The organism is Streptomyces sp. TAA040 (genome assembly GCF_000424845.1).
The window spans coordinates 88,004-113,402 of record NZ_AUKR01000008.1 but is presented as its reverse complement, the minus strand read 5'-3'; the positions used below and the strand labels follow the sequence as shown (position 1 = coordinate 113,402).

24 protein-coding genes and 1 pseudogene are annotated in these 25,399 nt (G+C 73.7%); 15 read left to right on the top strand and 10 right to left on the bottom strand.

Annotated features, from left to right (window positions below):
- Positions 1-60 precede the first annotated feature (60 nt).
- Complete coding sequence (locus H300_RS0108585; protein WP_028427103.1) at positions 61-918, bottom strand: TetR family transcriptional regulator C-terminal domain-containing protein; 858 nt, start codon at positions 916-918, stop codon at positions 61-63.
- Positions 919-1,208: 290 nt separating this feature from the next.
- Here H300_RS0108585 and H300_RS31800 point away from each other — a divergent pair, with 290 nt between their 5' ends.
- The 5 genes from H300_RS31800 to H300_RS0108565 all read left to right on the top strand — a co-directional run bounded on the left by H300_RS31800 (position 1,209) and on the right by H300_RS0108565 (position 4,595).
- Positions 1,209-1,505, top strand: a complete 297-nt coding sequence (locus tag H300_RS31800) for a GAF domain-containing protein (protein ID WP_199779152.1) — start codon at positions 1,209-1,211, stop codon at positions 1,503-1,505.
- An 8-nt stretch (positions 1,506-1,513) separates the two neighbouring features.
- A complete protein-coding gene (locus H300_RS30980; RefSeq protein ID WP_486583661.1) occupies positions 1,514-1,711 on the top strand; it encodes an ANTAR domain-containing protein in 198 nt (65 codons plus the stop codon).
- A 77-nt stretch (positions 1,712-1,788) separates the two neighbouring features.
- Positions 1,789-3,063 (top strand): bifunctional 3-oxoadipate enol-lactonase/4-carboxymuconolactone decarboxylase PcaDC, encoded by a 1,275-nt coding sequence (gene pcaDC, locus H300_RS0108575; RefSeq protein WP_028427101.1) that lies wholly within the window; start codon positions 1,789-1,791, stop codon positions 3,061-3,063.
- Between the two features lie 13 nt (positions 3,064-3,076).
- Entirely contained in the window at positions 3,077-3,724 is a 648-nt protein-coding gene (locus H300_RS0108570; protein WP_028427100.1) for an MBL fold metallo-hydrolase, read from the top strand.
- A 91-nt stretch (positions 3,725-3,815) separates the two neighbouring features.
- Entirely contained in the window at positions 3,816-4,595 is a 780-nt protein-coding gene (locus H300_RS0108565; protein WP_028427099.1) for an exodeoxyribonuclease III, read from the top strand.
- 216 nt (positions 4,596-4,811) lie between these two features.
- Here H300_RS0108565 and H300_RS25770 read toward each other — a convergent pair whose 3' ends face one another.
- Positions 4,812-6,752 carry a GDSL-type esterase/lipase family protein gene (locus H300_RS25770; protein ID WP_486583660.1) on the bottom strand — a complete coding sequence of 647 codons (1,941 nt, stop codon included), beginning with the start codon at positions 6,750-6,752 and terminating at the stop codon, positions 4,812-4,814.
- Between the two features lie 262 nt (positions 6,753-7,014).
- On the opposite strand from H300_RS25770, the gene H300_RS0108550 reads away from it, so the two are divergent.
- Positions 7,015-7,455, top strand: coding sequence for a DUF6278 family protein (locus H300_RS0108550; protein ID WP_028427098.1), 441 nt, complete (start codon positions 7,015-7,017; stop codon positions 7,453-7,455).
- On the opposite strand, the gene H300_RS25765 is transcribed toward H300_RS0108550, so the two are convergent.
- Positions 7,431-8,231, bottom strand: a complete 801-nt coding sequence (locus H300_RS25765) for a GntR family transcriptional regulator (protein WP_051269792.1) — start codon at positions 8,229-8,231, stop codon at positions 7,431-7,433. The two genes, H300_RS0108550 and H300_RS25765, sit on opposite strands and share 25 nt — an antisense overlap.
- A 118-nt stretch (positions 8,232-8,349) precedes the next feature.
- Positions 8,350-9,111 (bottom strand): hypothetical protein, encoded by a 762-nt coding sequence (locus H300_RS0108540; protein WP_028427097.1) that lies wholly within the window; start codon positions 9,109-9,111, stop codon positions 8,350-8,352.
- 169 nt (positions 9,112-9,280) lie between these two features.
- On the opposite strand from H300_RS0108540, the gene H300_RS0108535 reads away from it, so the two are divergent.
- The 6 genes from H300_RS0108535 to H300_RS25755 all read left to right on the top strand — a co-directional run bounded on the left by H300_RS0108535 (position 9,281) and on the right by H300_RS25755 (position 17,102).
- Positions 9,281-10,699, top strand: a complete 1,419-nt coding sequence (locus H300_RS0108535; protein WP_037979559.1) for a hypothetical protein — start codon at positions 9,281-9,283, stop codon at positions 10,697-10,699.
- 130 nt (positions 10,700-10,829) lie between these two features.
- Positions 10,830-11,672 carry a nitrilase-related carbon-nitrogen hydrolase gene (locus tag H300_RS0108530; RefSeq protein ID WP_028427095.1) on the top strand — a complete coding sequence of 281 codons (843 nt, stop codon included), beginning with the start codon at positions 10,830-10,832 and terminating at the stop codon, positions 11,670-11,672.
- Positions 11,669-13,006 carry a class-III pyridoxal-phosphate-dependent aminotransferase gene (locus H300_RS25760; protein WP_051269789.1) on the top strand — a complete coding sequence of 446 codons (1,338 nt, stop codon included), beginning with the start codon at positions 11,669-11,671 and terminating at the stop codon, positions 13,004-13,006. The genes H300_RS0108530 and H300_RS25760 overlap by 4 nt, the downstream gene beginning before the upstream one ends.
- Positions 12,991-14,391, top strand: coding sequence for a dihydropyrimidinase (hydA, locus tag H300_RS0108520; RefSeq protein WP_028427094.1), 1,401 nt, complete (start codon positions 12,991-12,993; stop codon positions 14,389-14,391). The genes H300_RS25760 and hydA overlap by 16 nt, the downstream gene beginning before the upstream one ends.
- Before the next feature lie 27 nt (positions 14,392-14,418).
- On the top strand, positions 14,419-15,420 hold the full coding sequence (locus H300_RS0108515) for a TIGR03842 family LLM class F420-dependent oxidoreductase (protein WP_028427093.1): 1,002 nt from the start codon (positions 14,419-14,421) through the stop codon (positions 15,418-15,420).
- Between the two features lie 128 nt (positions 15,421-15,548).
- Entirely contained in the window at positions 15,549-17,102 is a 1,554-nt protein-coding gene (locus tag H300_RS25755) for an NCS1 family nucleobase:cation symporter-1 (RefSeq protein WP_051269786.1), read from the top strand.
- A gap of 66 nt (positions 17,103-17,168) precedes the next feature.
- On the opposite strand, the gene H300_RS0108505 is transcribed toward H300_RS25755, so the two are convergent.
- Entirely contained in the window at positions 17,169-17,924 is a 756-nt protein-coding gene (locus H300_RS0108505; protein ID WP_028427092.1) for a Sir2 family NAD-dependent protein deacetylase, read from the bottom strand.
- Between the two features lie 52 nt (positions 17,925-17,976).
- Positions 17,977-18,075 (bottom strand): annotated as a pseudogene (locus H300_RS29935) (VapC toxin family PIN domain ribonuclease); the annotation flags it as partial.
- Between the two features lie 118 nt (positions 18,076-18,193).
- On the opposite strand from H300_RS29935, the gene H300_RS0108495 reads away from it, so the two are divergent.
- From H300_RS0108495 to H300_RS0108485, 3 genes are all read left to right on the top strand, one after another.
- Positions 18,194-19,015 carry an inositol monophosphatase family protein gene (locus tag H300_RS0108495; RefSeq protein WP_028427091.1) on the top strand — a complete coding sequence of 274 codons (822 nt, stop codon included), beginning with the start codon at positions 18,194-18,196 and terminating at the stop codon, positions 19,013-19,015.
- A gap of 25 nt (positions 19,016-19,040) precedes the next feature.
- Positions 19,041-20,471, top strand: coding sequence for a phytoene desaturase family protein (locus tag H300_RS0108490; protein WP_037979556.1), 1,431 nt, complete (start codon positions 19,041-19,043; stop codon positions 20,469-20,471).
- A gap of 138 nt (positions 20,472-20,609) precedes the next feature.
- Complete coding sequence (locus H300_RS0108485) at positions 20,610-21,752, top strand: glycerate kinase family protein (protein WP_028427089.1); 1,143 nt, start codon at positions 20,610-20,612, stop codon at positions 21,750-21,752.
- Between the two features lie 142 nt (positions 21,753-21,894).
- On the opposite strand, the gene pssA is transcribed toward H300_RS0108485, so the two are convergent.
- The 4 genes from pssA to H300_RS0108465 form a co-directional block, all read right to left on the bottom strand.
- On the bottom strand, positions 21,895-22,746 hold the full coding sequence (pssA, locus tag H300_RS0108480) for a CDP-diacylglycerol--serine O-phosphatidyltransferase (RefSeq protein WP_028427088.1): 852 nt from the start codon (positions 22,744-22,746) through the stop codon (positions 21,895-21,897).
- Positions 22,733-23,380: a phosphatidylserine decarboxylase gene (locus H300_RS0108475; RefSeq protein ID WP_028427087.1), complete on the bottom strand. Its 648-nt coding sequence runs from the start codon at positions 23,378-23,380 to the stop codon at positions 22,733-22,735. The genes pssA and H300_RS0108475 overlap by 14 nt, the downstream gene beginning before the upstream one ends.
- Before the next feature lie 260 nt (positions 23,381-23,640).
- Entirely contained in the window at positions 23,641-24,852 is a 1,212-nt protein-coding gene (locus tag H300_RS0108470) for an acyl-CoA dehydrogenase family protein (RefSeq protein ID WP_028427086.1), read from the bottom strand.
- Position 24,853: 1 nt separating this feature from the next.
- Positions 24,854-25,378 carry a MaoC family dehydratase gene (locus H300_RS0108465; protein ID WP_028427085.1) on the bottom strand — a complete coding sequence of 175 codons (525 nt, stop codon included), beginning with the start codon at positions 25,376-25,378 and terminating at the stop codon, positions 24,854-24,856.
- Positions 25,379-25,399 lie beyond the last annotated feature (21 nt).

Below are 25,399 nucleotides of genomic sequence, written 5' to 3'. Positions count from 1 at the left end.
CGCTCCGGCGGGAGCGGGGCGGGATGCGGGGCAAGGGACCGGAGTTCCGCGGCATGCGGGCTACGGAGCCAGGATCGAGTGGGTGACGTGGGTGGTCAGCGCGGAGTGCATCTCGTCCGCGGCCGTCGCGGCCGCCAGCCCGCTCACCGAGAGGACGTGCGTCGCGAGGCCGTCGATCAGCGCGGTCAGCGTCAGTGCCGCCGCCTGCGGGTCGAGCCCGGCGCGGAACACGCCTTCCGCGACACCTCGGCGTACCACGTCGGCGACGGTCTCCCGCCACTGCCGGTAGTACTCGGAGTGCAGTCGGCCGACCGTCGTGGAGCGCGCGGCCTCGGCCCACAGGTCGAGCCACACCGCCCACTGGCGGCGTTGTTGTGCGGTGCGCGGCGTCTGCAGCGCGATGAGTCGGCGCAGCTCCGACGCCGCGTCGTCCGCCTCGGCGAGACGGACGGCACGGCGCGCGGTGTCCTCGTCCATGCACCAGCGCACGGCCGCCTCCAGCAGTTCGGCGCGGCCGGGGAAGTGGTAGTGGATCGCGGCGCTGCTGGTGGCGCAGGCGCGGGCGATGTCGGCGACCCGCACCGCGTGGAAGCCGTACTCCGCGATCAGCCGGACCGTCTCGCGGACGATCTGCAACGGTCGCCCGCCCTCGATGCCGACAGCCGGCGCGGTGTGCTCCCCGCGCGGCCGGGTGCCGAGGAGCCGGCCGGCGTCGACCCGGCCCTCGTCGGCGATCCGCGCCAGCTCCGCTGCCGTGAAGCGGCGGGTGCCGCTCAGTGAACGCGAGAGCTTGGACGGGTCCATGACGACACGGCGCGCGAACTCGCGCTGGCTGACGCCCGCGTCCGCGATGACCTCGCGGACGCGGGCGGCGGTGTCGGCGGTCGGTGCGCCGTCGAGGACGTCGTCGGTTTCCACGAGATGCGACCCTAGGACAATGTTGCGATTAACTCAACAAGCACAGCATATAAGTGCAGGTGGAAACGGTGTTGTGCTACTGACTGACATGCTGGTCAGTTGCGTTCGTCCCGGCCGCCCGAGGGAGTACGCGGCGCGTTCCCGGCCCGGACACGGGGGCGGGACGGCGGCCTGAGCGGTGACGGCCGCGCCGCGTCAGCCGCCACCAGGCCGCCCTCGGGCTCTGCCTCCGCCGAGGGCATCATGCCGGAACGGGGGGCCGGCCGCCGACGCTGGTCAGCGCCGGAACCGTGGCGACACTGCTCGACGAGAAGCCGTACGGACAGGGCGGCGGCCCCTGCCTCCAGGCGCTGCGCTCCGGCAAGGAGGTCGTGGTCCACGACATGTTCGAGGAGACGCGATGGGGCGACTGCCCGTCCTGTGCCGCGGCCTGCGGCATCCGCGCCTCGTTCTCGCTGCCGACTGCCGACTGCCGACTGCCGACTGCCGACTGCCGACTGCCGACTGCCGACTGCCGACCGCACCCGCACCGCCAGCGCCCTGAACCTCTACGCGGCCCCGGCCGGAGCCTTCGAGCACGTGGATGAAGGCCGCCATGCAGCCCCGCAGTGTCGTCGACCAGGCCCTCGGCGTGATCATGGGGAAGCGGCGGTGTTCGGCAGACGAGGCCTTCGGTGTCCTGCGTTCCGCGTCGCAGAACCGGAACATGAAGCTCCGCGACCTGTGCGCCGAACTGACCACCAGCATCTCCGGCGGCCCTCCGAAGGAGCCCGAACTGGCCTTCCGCCCCTGACGGGCGCCGGAAGGAGCACGGCCACCGGCCTTCCCCCAGCGGTGTGCGATCCCGTGGGACGTGAGAGGGTCTGACGGGTGAGTGAGACACCGGCGAACCTCCTGCAGTACCGCCTCGAAGGGCCGGAACGCGCCCCGCTGCTCGTCCTGGGCCCCGCGCTCGGCACCACATGGCACATGTGGGACCGGCAGCTCCCCGAACTCACCCGCAACTGGCGGGTGCTGCGCTACGACCTGCCGGGCCACGGCGGCTCGCCCGCCTACCCGGGCTCCTCCGTGCCCGAGCTCGCCGCCCGGCTGCTCGCCACGCTGGACTCCGTGGGCGCGGACCGGTTCGGCTACGCCGGCTGCTCGCTGGGCGGCGCGATCGGCTCCCAACTCGCCCTCACCCAGCCGCACCGGCTGACCTCGCTCGCCCTGATCTCCTCCTCGCCACGCTACGGCACCGCGGACGACTGGCGGCAGCGCGGCGTGGTGGTGCGGACCAACGGCCTGGACCCGATCGCCCGCGCCACCCCGGAACGCTGGTTCACCGACACCTTCCGGCAGGTGCAGACGGCCATCGTCGACTGGGCCGTGCAGATGGTGCGCACCACCGACCCCGGCTGCTACATCGCCGCCTGCGAGGCCCTCGCCGCCTTCGACATCCGCGACGCGCTGCCGCGGATGACGGTGCCCACGCTGGTCGTCGCCGGTGCGGAGGACCAGGCGACGCCTCCCGCGGACGCGCGGGCGCTCGTCGCCGGGATACCGGACGCCCGGCTCGCGATGGTGCCCGCCGCCGCGCACCTCACTCCCGTCGAGCGGCCCGGCGAGGTGTCGGAGCTGCTGCTGAAGCACTTCTCCACCGTCTGGCAGGACGGTTCGGCCAGCGGTGCGCACACCGCAGCGCCCGCGCCCGTCCTGGACCCGGCGCCCCCGCACAGCGCGGCCATAGCCGAACTCACCGCGGCCGACGCCCCCACCGGACGGCCCGACCCGTACGACAGCGGGATGCGAGTGCGCCGCGAGGTGCTGGGCGACGCCCATGTGGACGGCGCCGCCGCCGGCGCCGACGAGTTCACCGCGGACTTCCAGGACTTCCTCACCCGCTACGCCTGGGGCGAGGTCTGGTCCCGGCCCGGACTGGACCGCCGCACGCGCTCGGTGATCACGCTGACCTCCCTCGTCGCTCGCGGGCACCTGGACGAGCTCGCCTTCCACACCCGCGCCGCGCTGCGCAACGGCCTCACCCCGACCGAGATCCGCGAGGTGCTGATGCACACCGCCGTGTACTGCGGCGTCCCCGCAGCGAACGCGGCCTTCGCGGTGGCCCAACGCGTGGTCCGGGAGGAAACCACCCACCGCCAGTAGGACAATGGGGACCATGCGGCTGACGAAACACACCCACGCCTGCGTCCGCCTGGAGAAGGACGGACGCGTACTCGTCATCGACCCCGGCGGTTTCACCGAGGAGGAGGCCGCCGCGGGTGCCGACGCGATCCTGGTCACGCACGAGCACCCCGACCACTTCGACGAGAGGCGGCTGCGCGCCGCCCTGGAGGCCCGCCCCGGGACGGAGCTGTGGACCCTGCACAGCGTGGCGGAGCAGCTCGCGCCGGCCTTTCCGGGGCGGGTGCACACCGTCGGACACGGCGACACCTTCCGCGCGGCCGGGTTCGAGGTGGAGGCCCACGGCGAGCTGCACGCCGTGATCCACCCGGACATCCCGCGGATCTCCAACGTCGGTTACCTCGTCGGCGGCGGGGCCGTCTTCCACCCGGGTGACGCCTTCACCGTGCCGGACCGGACGGTGGACACCCTGCTGCTGCCCTTGCAGGCACCGTGGAGCAAGTTCGCCGAGGTGGTCGAGTACCTGCGCGAGGTCGGCGCCCGCCAGGCGATCGACGTGCACGACGGCCTGCTGTCCGACCTCGCCCGGCCGGTGTACGGGCGGATGCTGTCGTCGGCCGGTCCGGGCATCGGCGGCACCGAGCACCGGAGGCTGGCCCCGGGGGAGTCCGCCGACCTGTGACCCGGGTGCGGCGGGCCCCGGGCCCGCCGCGGGGAAGCCCGCCGACCGCGCCGCCGGGAGGGGCCGCAGCGGGTAGGTTGGGACCATGGGCCTGCGCATCGCCACCTGGAACATCAACGGCATCAACCCCCGGCTGGACCGGCTGCTGGACTGGACGGAGGCCACGGGCGCCGACGTGCTCTGCCTCCAGGAGCTGAAGTGCACCGCGGAGCAGTTCCCGGCGGAGCGACTGCGCGAACGCGGTTACGAGGCCGCGGTCAACGCCTCCGGTCGCTGGAACGGAGTCGCCGTGCTCTCCCGGGTCGGCGTCGAGGACCCCGTCCTCGGACTCCCGGGCGGCCCGTCCTTCGAGGACGTCGAGGAACCGCGCGCGGTCAGCGCCACCTGCGCCGGGGTCCGGGTGTGGTCGGTGTACGTGCCGAACGGGCGCGAGGTGGGCCACCCGCACTACGCCTACAAGCTGCGCTGGCTGGCCGCGCTGAGGGAGGCGGTGGACGGCGAGGCCCGCGGCGACGCGCCCTTCGCTGTGCTGGGTGACTTCAACGTGGCCCCCGCGGACGAGGACGTCTGGGACATCTCCCTCTTCGAGGGCGCCACTCACGTCAGCACGGCGGAGCGGGACGCCCTGGCCGCGCTCGGCGGGGCCGGACTCGCCGAGGTCCGCCCCCGGGCGCTCAAGTACGACGTCCCGTTCACCTTCTGGGACTACCGGATGCTCGGTTTCCCGAAGAACAAGGGCATGCGGATCGACCACGTCTACGGCAACGAACCGTTCCGCACGGCAGTCGCGGACGCCTATGTCGACCGCGAGGCTCGGAAGGGCAAGGGCGCCTCGGACCACGCGCCGCTCGTCGTCGACCTGGACGTCTGAGGATGCCTCGGCCCACCGCCGCCCTCCTCGCCGTTCCGTTCGCCGTTCCGTTCGCCGCATCGGGCGACCGCTCGTCCCCGGTCCGCGGCCTGCACCGGGTGGAACCGCCCTGACCGTAGGCGGCCCCGGGCGCACGCCCTCCGTACCCGGCTCCGCTCCCGTGGCTGGGGCCAGAGGCGTCCCGCGCCCGGGGCGGGGAGCCGAGCCCGCCGGACGTCAGCCGCCGGGGAAGGCCGCTCCGGGTGGGGCGCCGCCGGGGAAGAGCACGTCCGGATCGACCGACTCGCCCAGTGCCCGCAGCCCCGCGTCCCCCGGGTGGAGCCGGTCGCCGCTGTCGAAGCGCGGCAGCAGCCGGTCCGGGTGGTCCGGGTCGCGCAGCACCGTGTCGAAGTCGAGCACGGCATCGAACACGCCGCCGCTGTCCCGGACGAAGGCGTTGACGGAGCGCCGCCGGGCGTCGAGCGCCGGTGTGCACTCGGGCCGCCCTCCGCACGGTGCCAGCGTCGCGCCGACCACCCGCAGTCCCCGTCGGTGCGCCTGGTCCGCCAGCGACCGCATCCCCGCGACCACCTCCGCGGCCGGATGGCCCCAGCGCAGGTCGTTGATGCCCTCGAAGAGCACCAGGGTGCGCACCCCGGTCTGCGCGAGCACGTCCCGCTCCAGCCGGTGCCGGGCGGCCACGCCCGCCGTGTCCGCAGTGGTGCCGTCCCCGTCGTAGCGGTCGGTGATGATCCGGTTGGCCGCGATGCCGTGGTTGAGCACTCCGCGGGCCTCGGCGCCGTCGTGCCGCGCCTCGGACAGCCGGCGGGCCAGCACGTCCGTCCAGCGCCGGTCCGTCCCCGATGTGGACCCGACGCCGTCGGTGACGGAGTCGCCGAGCACCGCCACCGCACCGGCGCCGCCGTCGGTGTCCACCCCGGTCAGGAAGGGCCAGAACCCGAGGGCGGGCCGGAAGCCGCCGCCGAGCCGCTGCGCGCTGCGGTCGCCGGCGCCGTCGGCGGTGCTGTAGGAGCGGGTCAGGGCCACCGCGTGCACCGGGGCCGCCGTCACCGTCCCCGGCAGATGCAGGCTGACCAGCAGTTCGGCGCCGTCCGGCACCGGGAGCCGCACTGGATCGCTGCGGACCAGTGCCCCCGCCGGCACCCGCGGGGAGCCGGCTCCGCCGAAGGTCAGCGGCACCGGCGGTCCGGCGGCGGCGGCGCCCGCGCGGCGGACGGCGACGGACGCCGCCCCCAGGCGCAGCGGCTCGTCCGCGAAGGTGTTCGCCAGCCGGACACGGACCCGTGTCCCGCCGGTGCTCAGCCGCACCACCAGGCGCAGCGTCCGGTCGGTCCACGGTCCGACGGCGGTGTATCCGCCGGTGCTCGCCGCCCAACTGCCCGTCCACCCCGGCTCGGGCCGGTGCACCGCGAGTGCGAAGACGTGCAGGTCGGCCCCGGGCCCCGGGTCGCGGGGGAGCGTGACCGAGGCGAGCGGGCGGCCGGGTTCCACCGGCACGCTCACCGCGTAGAGGCGGGGCCGGCCGCCCGGGCCGCCGTGCGCGCTGTTGATTCGGGGAAGGGTGACGGCGGCGGTGGCCTCCGGGCCGTGGAGCCAGTCGCCCGCGGTGAGCCGGAACGCGGACCGTCCGCCGTCCCGGTAGTGCACCGTGCCGTGGCCGCTCCGCGTCACCGGGTAGCCCCGGTGGCGCGGTGCGGAGGCGGAGTGCGGGGAGGTGCTCGCGGTGAGGAAGGTCAGGGCCCGTCCGGCGCCGGAGAGCAGCACCCGCTGGCCGTCCGCCCGGACGTTGTCGGGATGGCCAGGCCGGGTGGCGGGCAGCCGCAGTGTGCCCGTGTCGAGCCGTACGGCGGTGCCCGGCGTCCAGCCGGCGTCCGCCAGCGCGCCGGCGGGCAGCGAGCTGCCGGCACCGTCGAAGTCGGCCTCGCCGGGACGTTCCCGGGAGCTGATCGCCCGGTTGTCGAAATGCCGCCCCAGCGGCAGTACCGGACGGGCCGCCCCCTGCCGTCCGGCCCGGCCCGCCGGCCCGGGCTCCGCCGGGCCCGTGACCGTGACCGGCCGGGCGTCCACCGGACGGGCTTCCGCGGCCGGGGCGGTCTGAAGCACCGCGAGCAGGGTCAGGGCCGCCGCCACGGCGGCACCGCGAGGACGTGAGGGCACCCGCCACCCCTTCACCGGAGGGACCGGACACGGACGGACAGCGCGGAGCGGTGGAGCTCGGAAAGCGGAAAAGCTCGGAAAGTGGAGAAAACGGGCAGGGATTCGATCCCGCCACGGTAGCGCCGGTACCCGGTGCACCGCTCGTCGGCGCCCTGGACGAGGGTCCGGCGACCCCGTCCGGCCGTCCCCGCCTCCGGCCGCGAGGGGCACGGAACGGCGTGCCTGTGGTGCTCCGTTGCCGGCGGATGCGACCCTGAGGGGTATGAACATCTCCTTCCTGGACAACTGGCGCAAGCGCCACGGTCCCGCGCACGGTACGGCGGTGACGGCCACGGCCCGGGAGGACGGCGCGGGTATCGGCCAGCTCCTGTCCGAGTGCGAGCTGCTGCGCGACCTCGCGGCGGACAGTGGCTTCGCGCTCGACGATTCGCCCGCCTCCCTGGAGGCACTGGACCAGCTGCTGCCGCGCTGGCGCGAGGACCCGGACGTGCAGCCCTGGCTCGGCAACGACGCCGGGCTCTACCTGGGCACGGTGGTGGTGCGCACCCTGGCGGGTGCCCGCTGGCAGGTCTGGCCGAACGGGCACCCGGTCGTCCTCCTCGCCTCGGGCCGGGAGGTGGACGTGGCGGCAGAGGGCCGCTCCTGGGCGGACAGCGGGAGTCCGGAGCTGTCCCAGGTCTACGCCGAGGCCTCCGAGGCCTGACGGAGGCGCTCACCGTGGCCGGTGAGGTCGATCCGGTACTCCAGACGCCACTGGTCGGCCCGGATCACCAGGTCCGAGGTCTCCACCGGGCGGTCGTCCGCGTCGAAGTGCGTGCGCTCCACCACCGTGACGCACTGCCCCGCCGCGCACCCCAGGGCGCCCGCCTCCGGCGTGGTCGCCGGACGCGCGCCGACGAGTTCGGCGGCGCGCACCACCTGGACGCCGATCGCCGCGAACCGCCCCCGCACCCCGCGCCGCGCGTACGGCCCGCGTTCGGGGTGGACCACGTCGGTGTCCGCGGTCACCGCAAGCGGCTCCCAGCTCGTGCAGAGTTGGAGCGGCCGCCGGTTCGCGGTGAACTCGTAGCGGGTGCACATCACCGGCGCCCCGGTCTCGACGCCGAGCCGCGCGGCGATCCGCGGCGGTGCGACGGTGCTGCTGGACCCGGCGTCCCACTGGGTGGCGGGCACGGTGGCCGACTGCCCGCCGGCCCGGATGCGGGCGGCGAACGGGGAGTCGACGGTGCTGGTGTCCCGCAGCAGCGTGCCCAGCGGCGCCCGGTCCGCGACGTACACCCCGCGGCCGAACTGCCCGTCCGCGTAGCCCGCGGCCTTGAGTACCCGGACGGCCCGGTCCACCGTCTGGTCGCTTGCGGCGTACTCCGCCTTGAGTTCCGTCCTGGAGGGGATGCGGGCGCCGACCGGGAGGACGCCCTCGTCGATGCGGCGGCGCAGGTCGTCCGCGATGCGCTGGTAGACCGGCCTGGTGTCGTCCATGCGGGGCCCTCTCCACGAGTGTTCACGGCTCTCCACGGTCCCGGGCGGGCCCGGGGCGCTGCGGTAAGCCTTCCCGCCCGGGCGGGGAATCAGCTCGCCCGCCGCACTTCCGGTCCGCTCACTTCGCGCGGTGGGCGCCTTTGCTGTCGCCGCTCGGTACCGGGGTCGGCGGCGGCATGGTCGCGGTCTTGGTGACGTCGCCCACCAACTCGACCACGTCCGGTCCGTACGCCTGTGAGTTCACCACCTTGAGCAGCAGGCAGAAGCTGCCGTTGACGCCGTGCTTGCGGGCGAGTCGCCGGTGGTTGCGTGCGAGGTAGCGGGTGGCGGCCTGGCTGGTGATGGAGCGCTGGCCGCAGACGAGGAAGACGGGACGGGCGTCCTGACCCGCCGTCAGCCGGGCCAGCAGCACGTGCTCGGCGGTGCCGCTCGCCAGCCGGTAGCGCTCGCTGCCGATGCTGAACGAGCCCCGGTCGGGTCCCTGTCCGGTCTCGGTGTCCACCCGCACGCCCGGCAGGAGCGACTGGAGGTGGGCGGCGGTGCGCCGATTCGACACCGGGCCCCCGACGCAGAACTCCGTCCGCTCCCCGAAACCCTGCTGAGCGGTGTCCGCCGACAGCACCTGCACGTGTGCCTGGCAGTCCTTCACCAGCGCGGACAGCTCCAGCATCGCGAAGGCGTCGTTGCGGGCGATCGCGCCGTCCCCACCGGACTCGCGGTTGACCACCAGCAGGCACTCGGAGTTGTCCGGGAGACCCAGGAAGCGCTGGGTGCGGCGCAGCCCGCGCCGCCAGGTATACGTGCGTATGCACCAGCCCGTGCCGGCGCCGAGCGCGGCGCCGAGCAGGGCGGCACCGAGGAGAAGCAACGTGTCGTCCATGGGGCGGGAGCCTAAGCCCTGTACGGCGGTTTCCGCCCGGCCCGGACCTCCGGGGGCGGCCGGCGGTGGCCCGGGACGGCCGGGTGTGCGCCCCCGCGCGCTCCCGGGGAAAACTCCCTGTTGCCTGTTCGTAACCGGGAACATCACACGCGTGGTGTCGGATGCCCCCATGACGGACGGGCGCAACGGCCACCGACTTCCCGACGCCGTGGTCGGCTTCGCGAGGGAGCTGCGCGCGGTCATCGCGCTGCTCGACTCCTCCGCGGGCTGGTACGGGGTCTTCGTGCAGCGGGACGCGCAGGGGATCGCAGCCTGCCTGGACGGTCGGGAGATACCGCCCTGGGACGTCGTCGACGCCCTGCTCCAGGACGTGGCCGAGCGGCACGGCGCCGACACGGCGGAGCGGACCGCCGCCCGGGTGCGGCCCCGCTGGGCGGAGGCGGTGACCGCGCACGACCGGCAGTTCAGCGGACGAGCCGGACTGCGGGAGCGTCTCACCGCCATGGAGGAGGCGCGCGACCACGCCCGGCGCCGGGTGGGGGAGCTGACGGCGGCCCTCGCCGGGGCCAGGTCCGGCGACGGCACCGCCGAGGCCGACCGGTGCGCCGCCGACCTCGCCTGGACGAGGGACGATCTCCGGCGCGCCGAGGCCCGGTGCACCGAACTCCGGGACCGTCTCGCCGCGTTGCCCGCTGCCGCGAGCACTCCCGCCCGCAGTCCCGCCCCCGGGCCGGCGCCCCCCGGGGCAGACGGGGGGCAGGCGCTGATCCGGCCCCGGGCCCGGCCGCGCGGAGCCCGGTTCGCCGGGCTCGACCCCGCTGAGCCGAAGGGCGCCCCGCGGTCCGTACCGGCCGACGCGGGCGAGCGGCGGACGGGCATGCCGGGCTCCGCCGCAGACAGGCGTCACGGAGCCGCGACGGAACCCGGGACCGCGTCCGCCGCCCCGGAGCCGTACGCCCCCGCACCGCCGCTCGCGGGGCGGGCGCCCCGCGGCGCGCGCTTCGCCGGCGCGGCACCGGCCCAGGACGGCGCCGCCCGTACCGGGACCGCTCCGCCTCCGGTGTCCGAGGAGGCCCGACGCGCGGTCGAGGAGGCCGTGACGCGACTCGCCGGGCTGCGCGCGGCGGGGCGGAGCGGGGAGGCGCACGCGCTGCTGTGCACGGCGGCGCTGTGGCCGGCCGGACGGGTGCCGCTGCTCGCGGCGGCGCTGGAACGGGCCGGACTGGCCCCGGACGTCGCCGCGCTGCTGTGGGAGACCGCCTGTCTGCCGCCGCAGCCGCTGGCCGCCGCCGCGGCGGCGCTCGCGGCGGCGGGACGGCACCGGGACTGCGGCCGGCTGCTGCGGCAGAGCGTGGCCAGGCCGGTGGACGAGGTGGCCGGCACGGCGCTCGCGCTGGACGCCGGCGGGCACCGGGCGGAGGCGACGGAACTGCTCGCGGCGCTGCTGCGGGCCCGTCCCGCGCAGGAGGCCGTCGCGGTGGCGGAGCCGGACCGCCGTGTCCTCGGGCCGCTGCTGCTGGCCGCGGCCGAGTCGGTCGCACCCCAGCACGCCAGGGACGTCGAGGGCCTGCTGTCCCGGGAAACCTGAACGACCCGTGATCGACACGGTGACGTTGCAGCGATGGTCTTGCCACCGAGGGTGACGAGGAATACGGTCGCATCCCCGCGCGGGTCTACCCGCGTAAAGCCTGGCTGACGCCCCGACATAGGAGCAGCTCATGGCCGACGTAGTGCGCGCCGCGCTGGTGCAGGCGAGCTGGACCGGCGACACCGAGTCGATGATTGCCAAACACGAGGAGCACGCCCGGGAGGCGGCCCGCCGGGGTGCCCGGGTGATCGGGTTCCAGGAGGTCTTCAACGCCCCCTACTTCTGCCAGGTGCAGGACCCCGAGCACTACCGCTGGGCGGAGCCGGTACCGGACGGGCCGACCGTCACCCGGATGCGGGAGCTGGCACGGGAGACCGGGATGGTCCTCGTGGTGCCGGTCTTCGAGCGCGAGAGCTCCGGCTTCCACTACAACACCGCCGTCGTCGTCGACGCCGACGGCAGCGTGCTCGGCAGCTACCGGAAGCACCACATCCCGCAGGTGAAGGGGTTCTGGGAGAAGTTCTACTTCAGGCCGGGCAACCTCGGCTGGCCCGTCTTCGACACCGCGGTCGGCCGCGTCGGCGTCTACATCTGCTACGACCGGCACTTCCCCGAGGGCTGGCGCGCGCTCGGCCTGGCCGGAGCCCACCTGGTGTACAACCCGTCCGCCACCTCCCGCGGCCTCTCGGCCCACCTGTGGCAACTGGAGCAGCCCGCCGCCGCCGTCGCGAACGAGTACTTCGTCGCCGCCATCAACCGGGTCGGGTCGGAGCCCTACGGCGACAACGACTTCTACGGCACCAGCTACTTCGTCGATCCGCGCGGTCAGTTCGTCGGAGAGCCGGCCTCCGACAAGGAGGAGGAACTCGTCGTGCGCGACCTGGACTTCGGTTTGATCGACGAGGTCAGACAGCAGTGGGCCTTCTACCGCGACCGACGGCCCGACGCGTACGGGGAGCTGGTGCAGCCGTGAGCGAGCCGCAGCCCCCGCACGACGCCCTGCACGCCCGGCACCGCGCTGTCCTCCCCGAGTGGCTCGCGCTGTATTACGACCGCCCGATCGAGCTCACGCACGGTGAGGGCCGCCACGTGTGGGACGCCGAGGGCCGCCGCTACCTGGACTTCTTCGGCGGCATCCTCACGACCATGACGGCGCACGCGCTGCCCGAGGTGACGAAGGCGGTCGCCGAGCAGGCCGGCCGTCTCGTCCACAGTTCCACGCTCTACCTGAACCGGCAGATGGTCGAACTCGCCGAGCGGATCGCCGCGCTCTCCGGCATCCCGGACGCCCGGGTCTTCTTCACCACCTCCGGCACCGAGGCGAACGACGCCGCCCTGCTGCTCGCCACCGCGCACCGCCGGTCGAACCAGATCCTGGCGATGCGCAACAGCTACCACGGCCGCTCGTTCAGCACCGTCGGCATCACCGGCAACCGCTCCTGGTCGCCGACCAGCCTCTCGCCCCTCCAGACCCTCTGGGTGCACGGCGGGGTCCGCGGCAGCGGACCCTTCGCCCACCTCGACGACGCCGCGTTCATCGAGGCGTGCGTGGCGGACCTGGAGGACCTGCTGGGCCAGACCTCCCGTGGGGTGGCCGCCCTGATCGCCGAACCCGTGCAGGGCGTCGGCGGCTTCACCGCCCCGCCGGACGGACTGTTCGCGGCCTTCCGCACGGTCCTGCGCGACCACGGCATCCTGTGGATCAGCGACGAGGTGCAGACGGGCTGGGGACGCACCGGCGACCACTTCTGGGGCTGGCAGGCGCACGGCGCCAACGGCGCCCCCGATATGCTCACCTTCGCCAAGGGTATCGGGAACGGCATGTCCATCGGCGGTGTCGTCGCCCGTGCCGAGGTGATGAACAGCCTGGACGCCCACTCCATCTCGACCTTCGGCGGCAGCCCCGTCACCATGGCCGCGGGCAACGCCAACCTCGCCCACCTGCTGGAGCACGATCTCCAGGGCAACGCCCGGCGGGTCGGCGGGCTGCTCCTGGAACGGCTCCGCGCCGTCACCGCCGGGCTCGACGACGTCCGGGACGTCCGCGGCCGCGGGCTGATGATCGGCGTGGAACTCGCCGACGCTCACGCCGCCTCGGCGGTGCTGGAGGCCGCCCGCGACCGCGGACTGCTCATCGGCAAGGGCGGCTTGTCCGGCTCGGTGCTGCGCATCGCACCACCGCTGTCCCTGACGGTCGCCGAGGCCGAGGAGGGCGCCCGGCTGCTGGAGGACGCCCTGCACCACGCACTGCCCCGCGCCCGGCCTGAGCAGCCCACCGAGAGGGAGCCGACATGCCCCGCACCGTGATCCGCGGCGGACTGGTGATCACCGCCGCGGAGGAACTTCACGCCGACGTCCTGATCGAGGGCGAGCGGATCGCCGCCCTCGCCGCGCACGGCAGCGCCTACGCCGAGAGCTGGACGGCGGACCGCACCGTCGAGGCCGACGGCAGGTACGTCGTCCCCGGCGGGGTGGACGCCCACACCCACATGGACTTCCCCTTCGGCGGCACCTTCTCCTCGGACACCTTCGAGACCGGCACCCGGGCGGCCGCCTGGGGCGGCACCACCACGCTCGTCGACTTCGCGGTGCAGACCCGCGGCCACGCGCTGCGCGAGGGGCTCGACGCCTGGTACGCCAAGGCCGAGGGCCAGTGCGCTGTGGACTACGGCTTCCACATGATCCTCTCCGACGTGAACGACGACACCCTCAAGGAGATGGACCAGCTGGTGGGGGAGGGGGTGACCTCCTTCAAGATGTTCATGGCCTACCCGGGCGTCTTCTACAGCGACGACGGCCGGATTCTGCGGGCGATGCAGCGCGGCGCCGACAATGGCGGGCTGATCATGATGCACGCGGAGAACGGCCTCGCCATCGACGTGCTCGTGGAGCAGGCGCTCGCCGTCGGCCGCACCGACCCGCGCCACCACGGCGAGGTCCGCCGCGCGCTGCTGGAGGCGGAGGCCACCCACCGGGCCATCCAGCTCGCCCGGGTCGCCGGGGCCCCGCTCTACGTGGTGCACGTCTCGGCCGAGGAAGCCGTGGCGGAACTCGCCCGGGCGCGGGACCTCGGGCTCCCGGTCTTCGGCGAGACCTGCCCGCAGTACCTTTTCCTGTCCACCGACAACCTTGCCGAGCCGGACTTCGAGGGCGCCAAGTACGTCTGCTCCACGCCGCTGCGCCCGAAGGAGCACCAGGCGGCGCTCTGGCGGGGCCTGCGCACCGACGACCTCCAAGTGGTCTCCACCGACCACTGCCCGTTCTGCTTCACCGGCCAGAAGGAGCTGGGCCGTGGCGACTTCTCGAAGATCCCGAACGGGATGCCCGGGGTCGAGCACCGGATGGACCTGCTGCATCAGGGTGTGGTCGACGGCCACCTCTCACGCCGGCGCTGGATCGACGTCGCCTGCGCCACCCCGGCGCGGATGTTCGGCCTCGCCGGCCGCAAGGGGACCCTCGCCCCCGGCGCGGACGCCGACGTGGTGATCTACGACCCGCACGCCCGGCAGACCCTCTCGGCGGCGACCCACCACATGAACGTGGACTACTCCGCCTACGAGGGCAAGCAGATCACCGGGCAGGTGCAGACGGTGTTCTCCCGCGGGGAGCGAATCCTCGACCGCGGCACCTGGACGGGACGCAGCGGCCACGGCCGGTACGTCAAGCGGTCGACCTGCCAGTACCTCGACTAGGCACGAGACGGAGTGAGGGGATCGACCATGGACTTCGGACTCGTCCTGCAGACCGACCCGCCCGGCGTCGCCACCGTCGCGCTGATGCGCCGGGCGGAGGCGAACGGTTTCCGCTACGGCTGGACCTTCGACTCCGCGGTGCTGTGGCAGGAGCCGTACGTCATCCACAGCCGCATCCTGGAGCACACCGAGCGGCTGATCGTCGGTCCGATGGTGACCAACCCGGGCACCCGCACCTGGGAGGTCACCGCCTCCACCTTCGCCACCCTCAACGAGATGTACGGCAACCGCACGGTCTGCGGCATCGGCCGCGGCGACTCCGCGATGCGGGTGGCGGGGCGGCCACCGAACACGCTCGCCCGGCTCGGCGAGGCGATCACCGCGATCCGCGACCTCGCCGAGGGCCGCGAGGCCGTCGTCGACGGGACGGCGCTGACCCTGCCCTGGGTCGAGAACGGACGGCTGCCCGTCTGGATGGCCGCCTACGGGCCCAAGGCCCTGACGATGGCCGGACGGCTGGCCGACGGCTTCATCCTCCAACTCGCCGACCCCTTCCTCACCGAGTGGATGGTCAGAACCGTCCGGGACGCCGCCGCCGACGCCGGCCGTGACCCGGACGGCCTCACCGTCTGCGTGGCCGCCCCCGCGTACGTGGGGGACGACCCGGTGCACGCCCGCGAGCAGTGCCGGTGGTTCGGCGGGATGGTCGGCAACCACGTGGCGGACCTCGTCTCCCGCTACGGCGAGCACTCCGGCCTGGTGCCCGAGGCGCTGACCTCCTACATCAAGGCACGCACCGGCTACGACTACGCGCACCACGGCCGCGCCGACAACCCGGACACCGCTTTCGTGCCCGACGAGATCGTGGACCGGTTCTGCCTGCTGGGTCCGCCCGAGGCGCACCTGGACAAGCTGCGCCTCCTGCGCGACCTCGGCGTCGACCAGTTCGCCGTCTACGCCATGCACGACGCCAAGGAGGCGACCGTCGACGCCTACGGCACCCGGATCATCCCGGCCCTGGCGAACTGACCCGGCCCGCAGCTCCCGGCCCACCCCCGAACCCTCCCACCGAACCCCCCGCAACGCGGCACCGGCACCGGCACCGGCGCCGCGCTGCCGCGGAGGGCCGCGCCGCGACGACCAGACGAGGTGTGCCGATGCCCGGGACCGCTCCCCCCGACCGCAACGAACCCGATCCCGCCGGCGCACCCGCGCCCGAGGACCCGGTCATATCCGCCGAGGGCCGCTTCGCCAACGCCGACCTCCTCCCCGTACCCCTCGCCGAACGCCGCTGGACCACGTACAACTTCGCGGCGCTGTGGATCGGGATGGCCGTCAACATCCCGTCGTGGACGCTCGCCTCCGGGCTCGTGGTGCTGGGCATGGACTGGAAGCAGGCGGTGCTCACCATCGCCCTGGGCAACGTCGTCGTGCTGCTGCCGATGTTGCTGACCGGCCACGCGGGCCCCAAGTACGGGATTCCCTTCCCGGTGCTGGCCCGGGCCTCCTTCGGCGTCCTCGGGGCGAACCTGCCCGCCCTGCTGCGCGGGCTCGTGGCCTGCGCCTGGTTCGGGATCCAGACCTGGATCGGCGGCCAGGCGATCTTCTTCCTCGGCGGCCGGGCCTTCGGCGGCTGGTGGGCGGACGCCGGCCAGTTCCTCTCCTGTCCCTGGACCCGGTGGCTGTGCTTCCTGGCCTTCCTCGCGGTGGAGATCCTGGTGATCGTCCGCGGCATGGAAGCCGTCCGCCGCCTGGAGAACTGGGCGGCGCCGCTGATGCTGCTGGGGGCGGGCACGCTGCTGGTCTGGATCACCGACAAGGCCGGCGGCCTCGGCCCGCTCCTGGACCAGCCCTCGGCGCTCGGTTGGGGGCCCGACTTCTGGAAGGTCTTCTTCCCCGCGCTGATGGGCATGATCGGCTTCTGGTCCACCCTCTCGCTCAACATTCCCGACTTCACCCGGTTCGGCGTCGGCCAACGGGCCCAGGTGTGGGGCCAGACGCTCGGACTGCCCACCACCATGGCCGTGTTCGCGCTGCTCTCGGTGCTCGTCACCTCGGGTTCGCAGGCCGTGTACGGCGAGCCGATCTGGGATCCCAGCCAACTGGCGGCCAGGATGGAGAGCACCCCCGGCGTCCTCTTCGCCCTCTTCGTCGTGCTGATGGCCACCCTCTCCACCAACATCGCCGCCAACCTCGTCAGCCCGGCCTACGACCTCTCCAACCTGGCGCCCCGACTGATCGACTTCCGCACCGGCGCGCTGATCACCTGCGCGATCAGCGTGGTCATCTTCCCCTGGAAGCTGATCGAGAACCCGAGCTTCTACGTCCTCACCTGGCTCGGCACCGTCGGCGGCCTCCTCGGCACCGTCGCCGGCATCCTGATCGCCGACTACTGGGTGCTGCGCCGCACCCGCCTCGACGTGGCCGCCCTCTACCGCAGCAACGGCACCTACTGGTACGCAGGCGGCTGGAACCCGGCGGCGCTGACCGCCTTCGCCGTCGGCGGCCTGCTCGCCGTCGGCGGTTCGTACTCCGCACCAGGCGAGGGCCCGTTCCCGGCGGACGGGCTGATCCCCTTCCTCAGACCGCTGGCCGACTACAGCTGGGCCGTCGGCCTCGGCAGTTCCCTGCTGCTCTACTCCCTGCTGATGCGCGGCCGCATCGAGGGCCGGGGGCCGCGGAGCGCCCCGGCCCGCCGGGGGAGCGGCTGACCCGCCTGCGGCCCCCGGAGCCGTACGGTCCCGGCCCGGGCGCCGACCCTGCGACGTCGTGACGTGTCAGGGGCCGCCCGCGGGCCTGAGCCGGTCCAGGAGCGGGGGCAGCGCGGTGCGAATGGGCTCCCTGACCACCTCGTCGGCGAGCGCGTCGTACGGTGTCGGCTCGGCGTTGACGATCACCAGCCGCGCACCGTGCTCGGCGGCCAGCCCGGCGAGCGAGGCGGCCGGCTGCACCTGGAGGCTGGTGCCGACCGCGAGGAAGACCGAGCACGCCTTGGCGACCGTGAGGGCCTCCGCGAGCACCCGGCGGTCGAGGGACTGCCCGAACATGACGGTGGCGGACTTCAGGATGCCGCCGCAGTCGGTGCAGCGCGGATCGGCCTCGCCCGCCGCGACCCGTTCGAGCGCCTCGGCCATCGCGCCGCGCCACGCGCAGTCGGTGCACTCCGCCGTCCGCGAGTTCCCGTGCAGTTCCAGCACCTTGCGCGCGGGCACCCCCGCCTGCTGGTGCAGCCCGTCCACGTTCTGGGTGATGACCCGCACCGGCGTGCCGGACCGCTCCAGTTCCGCCACCGCCAGGTGCCCCGCGCTGGGCCGGGCCGCCCACACCGGGCTCTCCCGGCGGACCTGCCAGGCCCGCTGCCGCACCTGCGCATCGGACATGTACCAGTCGTAGGTGACGAGCTTCTCGGCCTCCGGGTCGCGCCGCCACACGCCCTGCGGGCCGCGGTAGTCCGGGATGCCCGAGTCGGTCGACACCCCGGCGCCGGTGAGGATGCCCACCAGCGGTCGCCGGTTCTCCGGGTCGCTGTCCATGCGGTCGAGCGTACGCACCCACCGGCCCCGGCGGCGCGCGGGAAGCGCGTGCTCACGGGGGCAGGTCGTCGAGGAGTACCCGGAACGCCTTGTACCGGCCGAGCGGCCGCACGGTGCGGAAGCCCCGGCGGTCGAGGGTGAGCACGGCGTCCATGTGTGGAGCCGGGAGCAGGGACCGTTCCGGGCGCTGGGCCCCCGGGGGCCCAGCGCCGCGGTGGCGGCGGACGGGCGACGCACGCCGGGGGCCCGGGGCGTGCTTCCATGTCCGTATGATCGATGACGCGCTGGTGGCGGCTGTGACCGAGGCGATGCGGAAGGCCGCGGCCGAGGAGATCGTGCCCCGCTGGCGGCAGCTCGCCGCCCACGAGGTGACGCAGAAGTCCGGACCGCACGACCTGGTCACGGTGGCCGACCGGCGGGCCGAGGAGCACCTCACCGCCGCACTGACCGCCTTGCTCCCCGGCTCGGTGGTGGTCGGCGAGGAGGCGGTGCACGCCGACCCCGGCTCCTACCGGGCGCTGCACGGCGACGCGCCGGTGTGGATCGTCGACCCGGTGGACGGCACCCGCCAGTTCGTGCGGGGAGACGACGGCTTCTGCACCCTGGTGGCACTCGCCCGGCACGGCGAACTGCTCGGGTCCTGGACCTACGCCCCCGTCCGCGAGCAGCTTGCCACCGCCCGGCTCGGCGGCGGCGCGCTGCTGAACGGCGAACCGCTGCGCGCGGGCTCGCCGGAGCCCGGCAAGCGCCTGGAGGTGCTCAGCTCGCACCCGGACTTCACCAGCCCCAAGGAGAAGCGGGCGCTGCTCGCACTGCGGGACGGCACCGTCGACGCCCGGCCGTGCGGCTCGGCGGGGCTCGGCTACCTCGCCGTCGCGCGGGGCGAGGTCGACGCGACCGCCTTCTCCTGGGAGCACGCCTGGGACCACGCGGCCGGGCTGCTGCTGGTGACGGAGGCGGGCGGAGCCCAGGCGACCGTCGGAGGGGTGCCGTTCCGGATCGGCGGCGGCAACGAACTCCCCTTCACCGCGGCCAGGGACGCGGAGACGGTCCGGCGTATCCTCGCCTTGCTGGCAGGCGGTGCCGGCTGAGAGTCAGCGGCGAGGGAGATCCTTGATGCGGTCGAAGTCGGCGATCTGCGACGCGGTCGTGGTGGGCGGTGGGCCGAACGGGCTGACGGCGGCGGTGGAGCTGGCCCGGCGCGGCCTGCGGGTGGAGCTGTTCGAGGCGCACGACACCGTCGGCGGCGGTGCCAGGACGGAAGAGCTCACTCTCCCCGGCTTCCGGCACGACCCCTGCTCGGCCGTGCACCCGCTCGGGATCGGCTCGCCCGCCTTCAGCCGGATGCCGCTCGACCGCTACGGCCTGGAGTGGCTCCACCCCGAGCTGCCGATGGCCCACCCCTTCCCGGACGGCAGCGCCGTGACGCTCGCCCGCACCGTGGGCGAGACCGCGATGTCCCTCGGGCCGCGCGACGCGGGCACCTACCGGCGGCTGATGGAGCCCTGGACCGGGCACTGGGACACCCTCGTCGCGGACTTCCTCAAGGTGCCCTGGGACGGACTGCCCAGGGACCCGATCCGGCTCGCCCGGTTCGGGGTCCTCGGCATCCGACCGGTGAGCTGGCTCAACCGCCGCTTCGCGGAGGACAGGGCCCGTGCGCTCTTCGCCGGGCTGGCCGGGCATGTGATGGCGCCGCTCGGCACGGTCGCCACGACCGGCATCGCCCTGGTCTTCGCCCTGGCCGCCCACGCGCGCGGCTGGCCGGTGGCGCGAGGCGGCTCGCAGGCGGTGTCGGACGCGCTCGCCGGCTACCTGCGTGACCTGGGCGGCGTCGTCCACACCGGCGTCGAGGTGCGGCGACTGGACGAGCTGCCGCCCGCCCGGGCCTACGTGTTCGACACCTCGCCCACCGCGCTCGCCCGCATCGCCGGACTCGGGAACGCCTACCGGGGCTTCCGCTACGGCGCCGCCGCCTTCAAGATCGACTATGCGCTGGACGGTCCGATGCCCTGGACCGCCGAGCCGGCCCACCGGGCAGGCACCGTCCATCTCGGTCCGACGAGCGGGGAGATCGGCCGCGCACTGCGTGCGGCCTCCGTCGAGGGCCGGGCGCCCGACCCTCCGTTCCTCATCACCTCCCAGCCCACGACCGTCGATCCGAGCCGGGCGCCCGAGGGCAGACACGTGCTGTGGGCCTACGGCCATGTGCCGCACGGCTGGCGGGGCGACCTGACCGAGGCCGTCGAGCGCCAGCTCGACCGGTTCGCCCCGGGGTTCCGGGACCGGGTCCTGGCCCGGGCCACCGCGGGACCGCCCGAACTCGCCGCCCGCAACGCGAACTACGTCGGCGGGGACATCGCGTGCGGTGCCTTCACCGGCCTCCAGGCGATGCTGCGGCCCAAGCTCGCCCGGGTGCCGCACGGAACCGCGCACCCGGCCGTGTTCCTGTGCTCCGCGGCGAGCTGGCCTGGCCCCGGCGTTCACGGTATGGCGGGGCAGAACGCCGCCAAGGCCGTCTGGCGGCGGCTGCGCGACGCCGGCTGACGGACTCGGGTCCGCCGGGAGCCGCGGCTGCGGCCGCCGATCCGATCCGACCCGGTCCGGACCGCTGTCGCCCGGACACCGGTCCGGATAGGGTCGGATCGGCGCGACTGCCCGCTCGCACGCAAGGGACGACCCGAGATGACACAAGCAGCGCGCGTGCTGATCGCTGCGGACAAGTTCAAAGGATCGCTCACGGCCGTCGAGGTCGCCGACCACGTGGCCGCCGGAATCCGGCGCGCCCGGCCCGGGACGCCCGTCGCGTCGCTGCCGGTGGCGGACGGCGGCGACGGTACCGTCGCCGCCGCGGTCGCCGGCGGCTTCGAGCGCCGCGAAGCCGCGGTGACCGGACCGCTGGGCACCCCGGTGACTGCCGTCTGGGCGTTGCGGGGGGACACCGCGGTGGTGGAGATGGCCGAGGCCTCCGGTCTCCAGCTCCTGCCCCCCGGGACCTTCGCGCCGCTGACCGCCACCACCCGCGGCACCGGGGAACTGCTGCGCGCCGCGCTGGACGCCGGTGCGCGGCGGATCGTCCTCGGCGTGGGCGGCTCGGCCACCACGGACGGCGGGGCAGGCATGCTCGGCGCGCTGGGGGCCCGCTTCCTGGACGGCTCGGGCGCGCCCTCGGCGCCGGGCGGGGGTGCGCTCCGGGAACTGGCCGAGGCCGACCTGTCCGGGCTCGACCCGCGGCTCGCCACCACTGCGATCGTGCTGGCCAGTGACGTGGACAACCCGCTGACCGGCCCCAAGGGCGCCGCCGCCGTCTACGGCCCGCAGAAGGGAGCGGACGCCTCCGACGTGGCCGCCCTCGACGCCGGGCTGGCCCAGCTCGTCCGGGTCCTGGAGCGGACCGAAGGCCCGTCCGCGGCGGAGGCCGCCCTGGCGCCGGGGGCCGGCGCCGCGGGCGGCGTCGGGTTCGGCGCCCTTGTCGGTCTGCGGGCCGCCTTCCGGCCCGGCATCGAGGTGCTCCTCGACGTCCTGGGCTTCGCCCCGGCCCTGGAGCGCGCCGACCTGGTGGTCACCGGTGAGGGTTCGCTGGACGCCCAGACCCTGCACGGCAAGGCGCCCGCCGGTGTCGCGGCGGCCGGACGCGCCGCGGGCAAGCGGGTGGTCGCCGTCTGCGGCCGACTGGCCATCGACGAGGCGGCGCTGCGCTCCGTCGGGATCACCGCCGCGTACCCGCTCACCGACGTGGAGGCGGACGAGTCCGTCTGCGTCGCCGAGGCGGGCCGCCTGTTGGAGCAGGTCGCCGCGCGCCTGGCCCGGGAACATCTCCCCGCCTGATCGCCCGCCCCCGCCCTTGCCGCGCATCCGCTGCCGGCCCTCGGTGGCGATGCGGCTGCGGGGCGTGGGCGGACCCTGAACGTGTTGCGGCCCCCGAGTGCGCTCGCACTCGGGGGCCGCAACACGTGCGTGGCGGGCCGGCTCAGCTCTGGGCCGCCGCCCGGGCCTCCCGGCGGTTGTCGCGGAAGGTGTTCACCCGGCGGGCCGTGGCGAAGAGCGGGATCACCGCGCCCAGTACCAGTTGCAGCGCGCACCCGGTCTGCATGAGCAGCTCGCCGCCGGGGGAGTTGAAGGCCCAGGCGGCCAGCATGCCGATGGCGAGGACGATCCAGCCGAGCATCGCCACTGCGAGCAGCCCCCGGGGCTTGGGGTATTCCACCCGGCTCACCATGAGCCAGGCGACCCCGACGATCGCCAGCAGCGTCGGCACGAAGGGCAGCTCCAGCAGCACGATGGAGACGACCGACAGCGCCCCGAAGGGGCCCGGCATGCCCTGGAAGATGCCGTCGCGCACGGTGACGCAGGAGAACCGGGCGAGCCGCAGCACCACCGCCAGCAGCACCACGATGGCGGCCAGTGCCGAGACGTGCTGGTGGGCGTCCGTGGCGACCATGCCCCAGACCAGGACGAAGTAGGCGGGCGCCAGGCCGAAGCTGATCAGGTCCGAGAGGTTGTCCAGCTCGGCGCCCATCGCGGAACTGCGCAGCTTGCGGGCCACGATCCCGTCGAACAGGTCGAAGATCGAGGCGAGGAGCATCAGCATCACCGCGGTCGCCGCGCTGTGCCGGGCCATGCCGCTGTCCTCGGCCCCGGTGAGATGCGGGATGAGCACCCCGGTGGTGGTGAAGTACACCGCCATGAAACCGCAGGTCGCGTTGCCCAGGGTGAGGGTGTCCGCTATCGACAGCCTCGTCGAGAGCGGCATCTCGTCCTCGTCGTCGCCCTCGTCGTCCAGGCTCCAGGCGGATGTGGTGTCGGAATCACTCACGGTCAAGTCGGGTCACCCCCGCTGTGGTCGTCTGGCCCACCTCGACGTCGACCTCGATGCCTTCCGGGAGGTAGAGGTCCACCCGGGAACCGAAGCGGATCAGCCCGATCCGCTCCCCCTGCTCGACCTTGCTGCCCGTCGGCAGGTACGGAACGATCCGCCGCGCCACGGCACCGGCGATCTGCACCATCTCGATGTCGCCGAGTTCGGTGTCGAAGTGCCACACCACGCGCTCGTTGTGCTCGCTCTCCTTGTTGAACGCCGGGACGAAACCGCCGGGGATGTGCTCGACGTCCGTCACCGTGCCCGCCAGCGGGGCGCGGTTGACGTGCACGTTCAACGGGCTCATGAAGATGGCGACCCGGGTGCGTCCGTCCTTCCACGGCATGATGCTCTGCACCACGCCGTCGGCCGGCGAGATGACTCTGCCGGGAGTGATCTCCCGCTCCGGGTCGCGGAAGAACCAGAGCATGCCGGCGGCGAGCGCCGTGGCGGGCACGGCGAGGGCGGCCGCCTTGCGGGAGCGCCGCGCACGGGCGAGGCTCAGGGCGGCGGTCGCCACCGTCGGCAGGAGCCACGGCGACGCACCGCGCGCGAGGCGGACGCTGCCGCGGGGAGTGGAAGAGGGGCTGTCGGGCATGGATGACCTTCGTAGCGGAGGGTGCCGCGCAGATACGAGTGGACCACGGCTTTACCGAATGGTATCGGCATCCGGTGGCAACTGGGCAAGCCAGAGCCGGGGTCGGCGATGTCGGCCCCGGCTTCCGGTATGAACTTCTGTACGAATCCTTCCCGGCAACGGGCCGGGGAACCGGATCGAAAGCGGGCAATCGCCCCGACCGCGTCGGGCCGGTGGCTTCACGGCCGAATGTAGCCCGTCCGCCCCGGCACGTGCAGGGCTCAGTCCTGCCGGTACTCCTCCAGCAACCGCCGCCCGATGATCATTTTCTGGATCTCGGCCGTACCCTCGCCGATGAGCAGCATCGGGGCCTCCCGGTAGAGCCGCTCGATCTCGTACTCCTTGGAGAAGCCGTAGCCGCCGTGGATGCGGAAGGCGTCCTCCACGACCTCCTTGCAGTACTCGGAGGCGAGGTACTTCGCCATCCCGGCCTCCAGGTCGTTGCGCTGCCCGGAGTCCTTCTTGCGCGCCGCGCCCACCATCAGGGCGTGGGCGGCCTCGACCTTGGTGGCCATCTCGGCCAGTTTGAACTGGATCGCCTGGTGCTGGGCGATCGGCTTCCCGAACGTGTTGCGCTGCTGGGCGTAGGCGACTCCCAGCTCGAACGCGCGCTGGGCGACTCCGCAGCCGCGGGCGGCGACGTTCACCCGGCCGACCTCGACCCCGTCCATCATCTGGTAGAAGCCGCGGCCGGTGGTGCCGCCGAGCACCCGGTCGGCCGGGACCCGCAGTCCGTCCATGATCATCTCGGTGGTGTCGACGCCCTTGTAGCCCATCTTGTCGATCTTGCCGGGGATGGTCAGCCCCGGCCTCACCTCGCCGAAGCCGGGTTCCTTCTCGACCAGGAAGGTGGTCATCGACCGGTGCGGAGGGCTCTCCTCGGGCAGGCCCTCGTCGGTGCGGCAGAGCACCGCCACCAGGTTCGAGGTGCCACCGTTGGTGAGCCACATCTTCTGGCCGGTGAGCAGGTGGCCGCCCTCCGGCCCACCCTCCCGGACCCCTCTGGAGGTGATGGCGGCCACGTCGGAGCCCAGCGCCGGCTCGGACATCGAGAAGGCGCCCCGCACGTCGCCGGTCGCCATCCGCGGCAGGAAGTGCCGCCGCTGCTCCTCGGTGCCGTGCTGTTCGAGCATGTAGGCGACGATGAAGTGGGTGTTGACGATGCCCGACACGCTCATCCAGCCGCGGGCGATCTCCTCCACGCACAGCGCGTACGTCAGCAGCGACTCACCGAGGCCGCCGTACCCCTCCGGGATCATCAGGCCGAAGAGACCGAGTTCCTTGAGCCCCTCGACGATCTCCGCCGGGTACTCGTCCTTGTGTTCCAGCTCGGTCGCGACCGGGATGATCTCCTTGTCGACGAAACCGCGGACGGTGGCGAGGATCTCCCGCTGGATCTCGGTCAGGCCGTCGGTCTGCGCGAGGCGTCCCATGTCACCGGGCTCCGTTCTCGGGGGAGGTGCGGGGTTCCGGGCGGCCGGGCTGCTCGCCGCCGCGCTGCTCGACGTGGGCCGCCGTCGGCACCATCACCTTGCGGCGGAAGAGACACACCACGGTGCCGTCCTGCTTGTAGCCGGTGGTCTCGACGTGGACGATCCCGCGGTCGGACTTCGAGCGGGACGGTGTCTTGCCGAGCACGGTCGTCTCGCCGTAGAGGGTGTCGCCGTGGAAGGTCGGCGCGACGTGCCGCAGCGACTCGATCTCCAGGTTGGCGATCGCCTTGCCCGAGACGTCGGGCACCGACATGCCGAGCAGCAGCGAGTACACGTAGTTGCCCACCACCACGTTGCGCCCGAAGTCGGTGGTGTGCTCGGCGTAGTTGCCGTCGAGGTGCAGCGGATGGTGGTTCATGGTCAGGAGGCAGAACAGGTGGTCGTCGTACTCGGTGACCGTCTTGCCGGGCCAGTGCTTGTACACGGCGCCGACCTCGAACTCCTCGTAGGTGCGGCCGAACTGCATGGGGACTCTCCGGATCCGGTG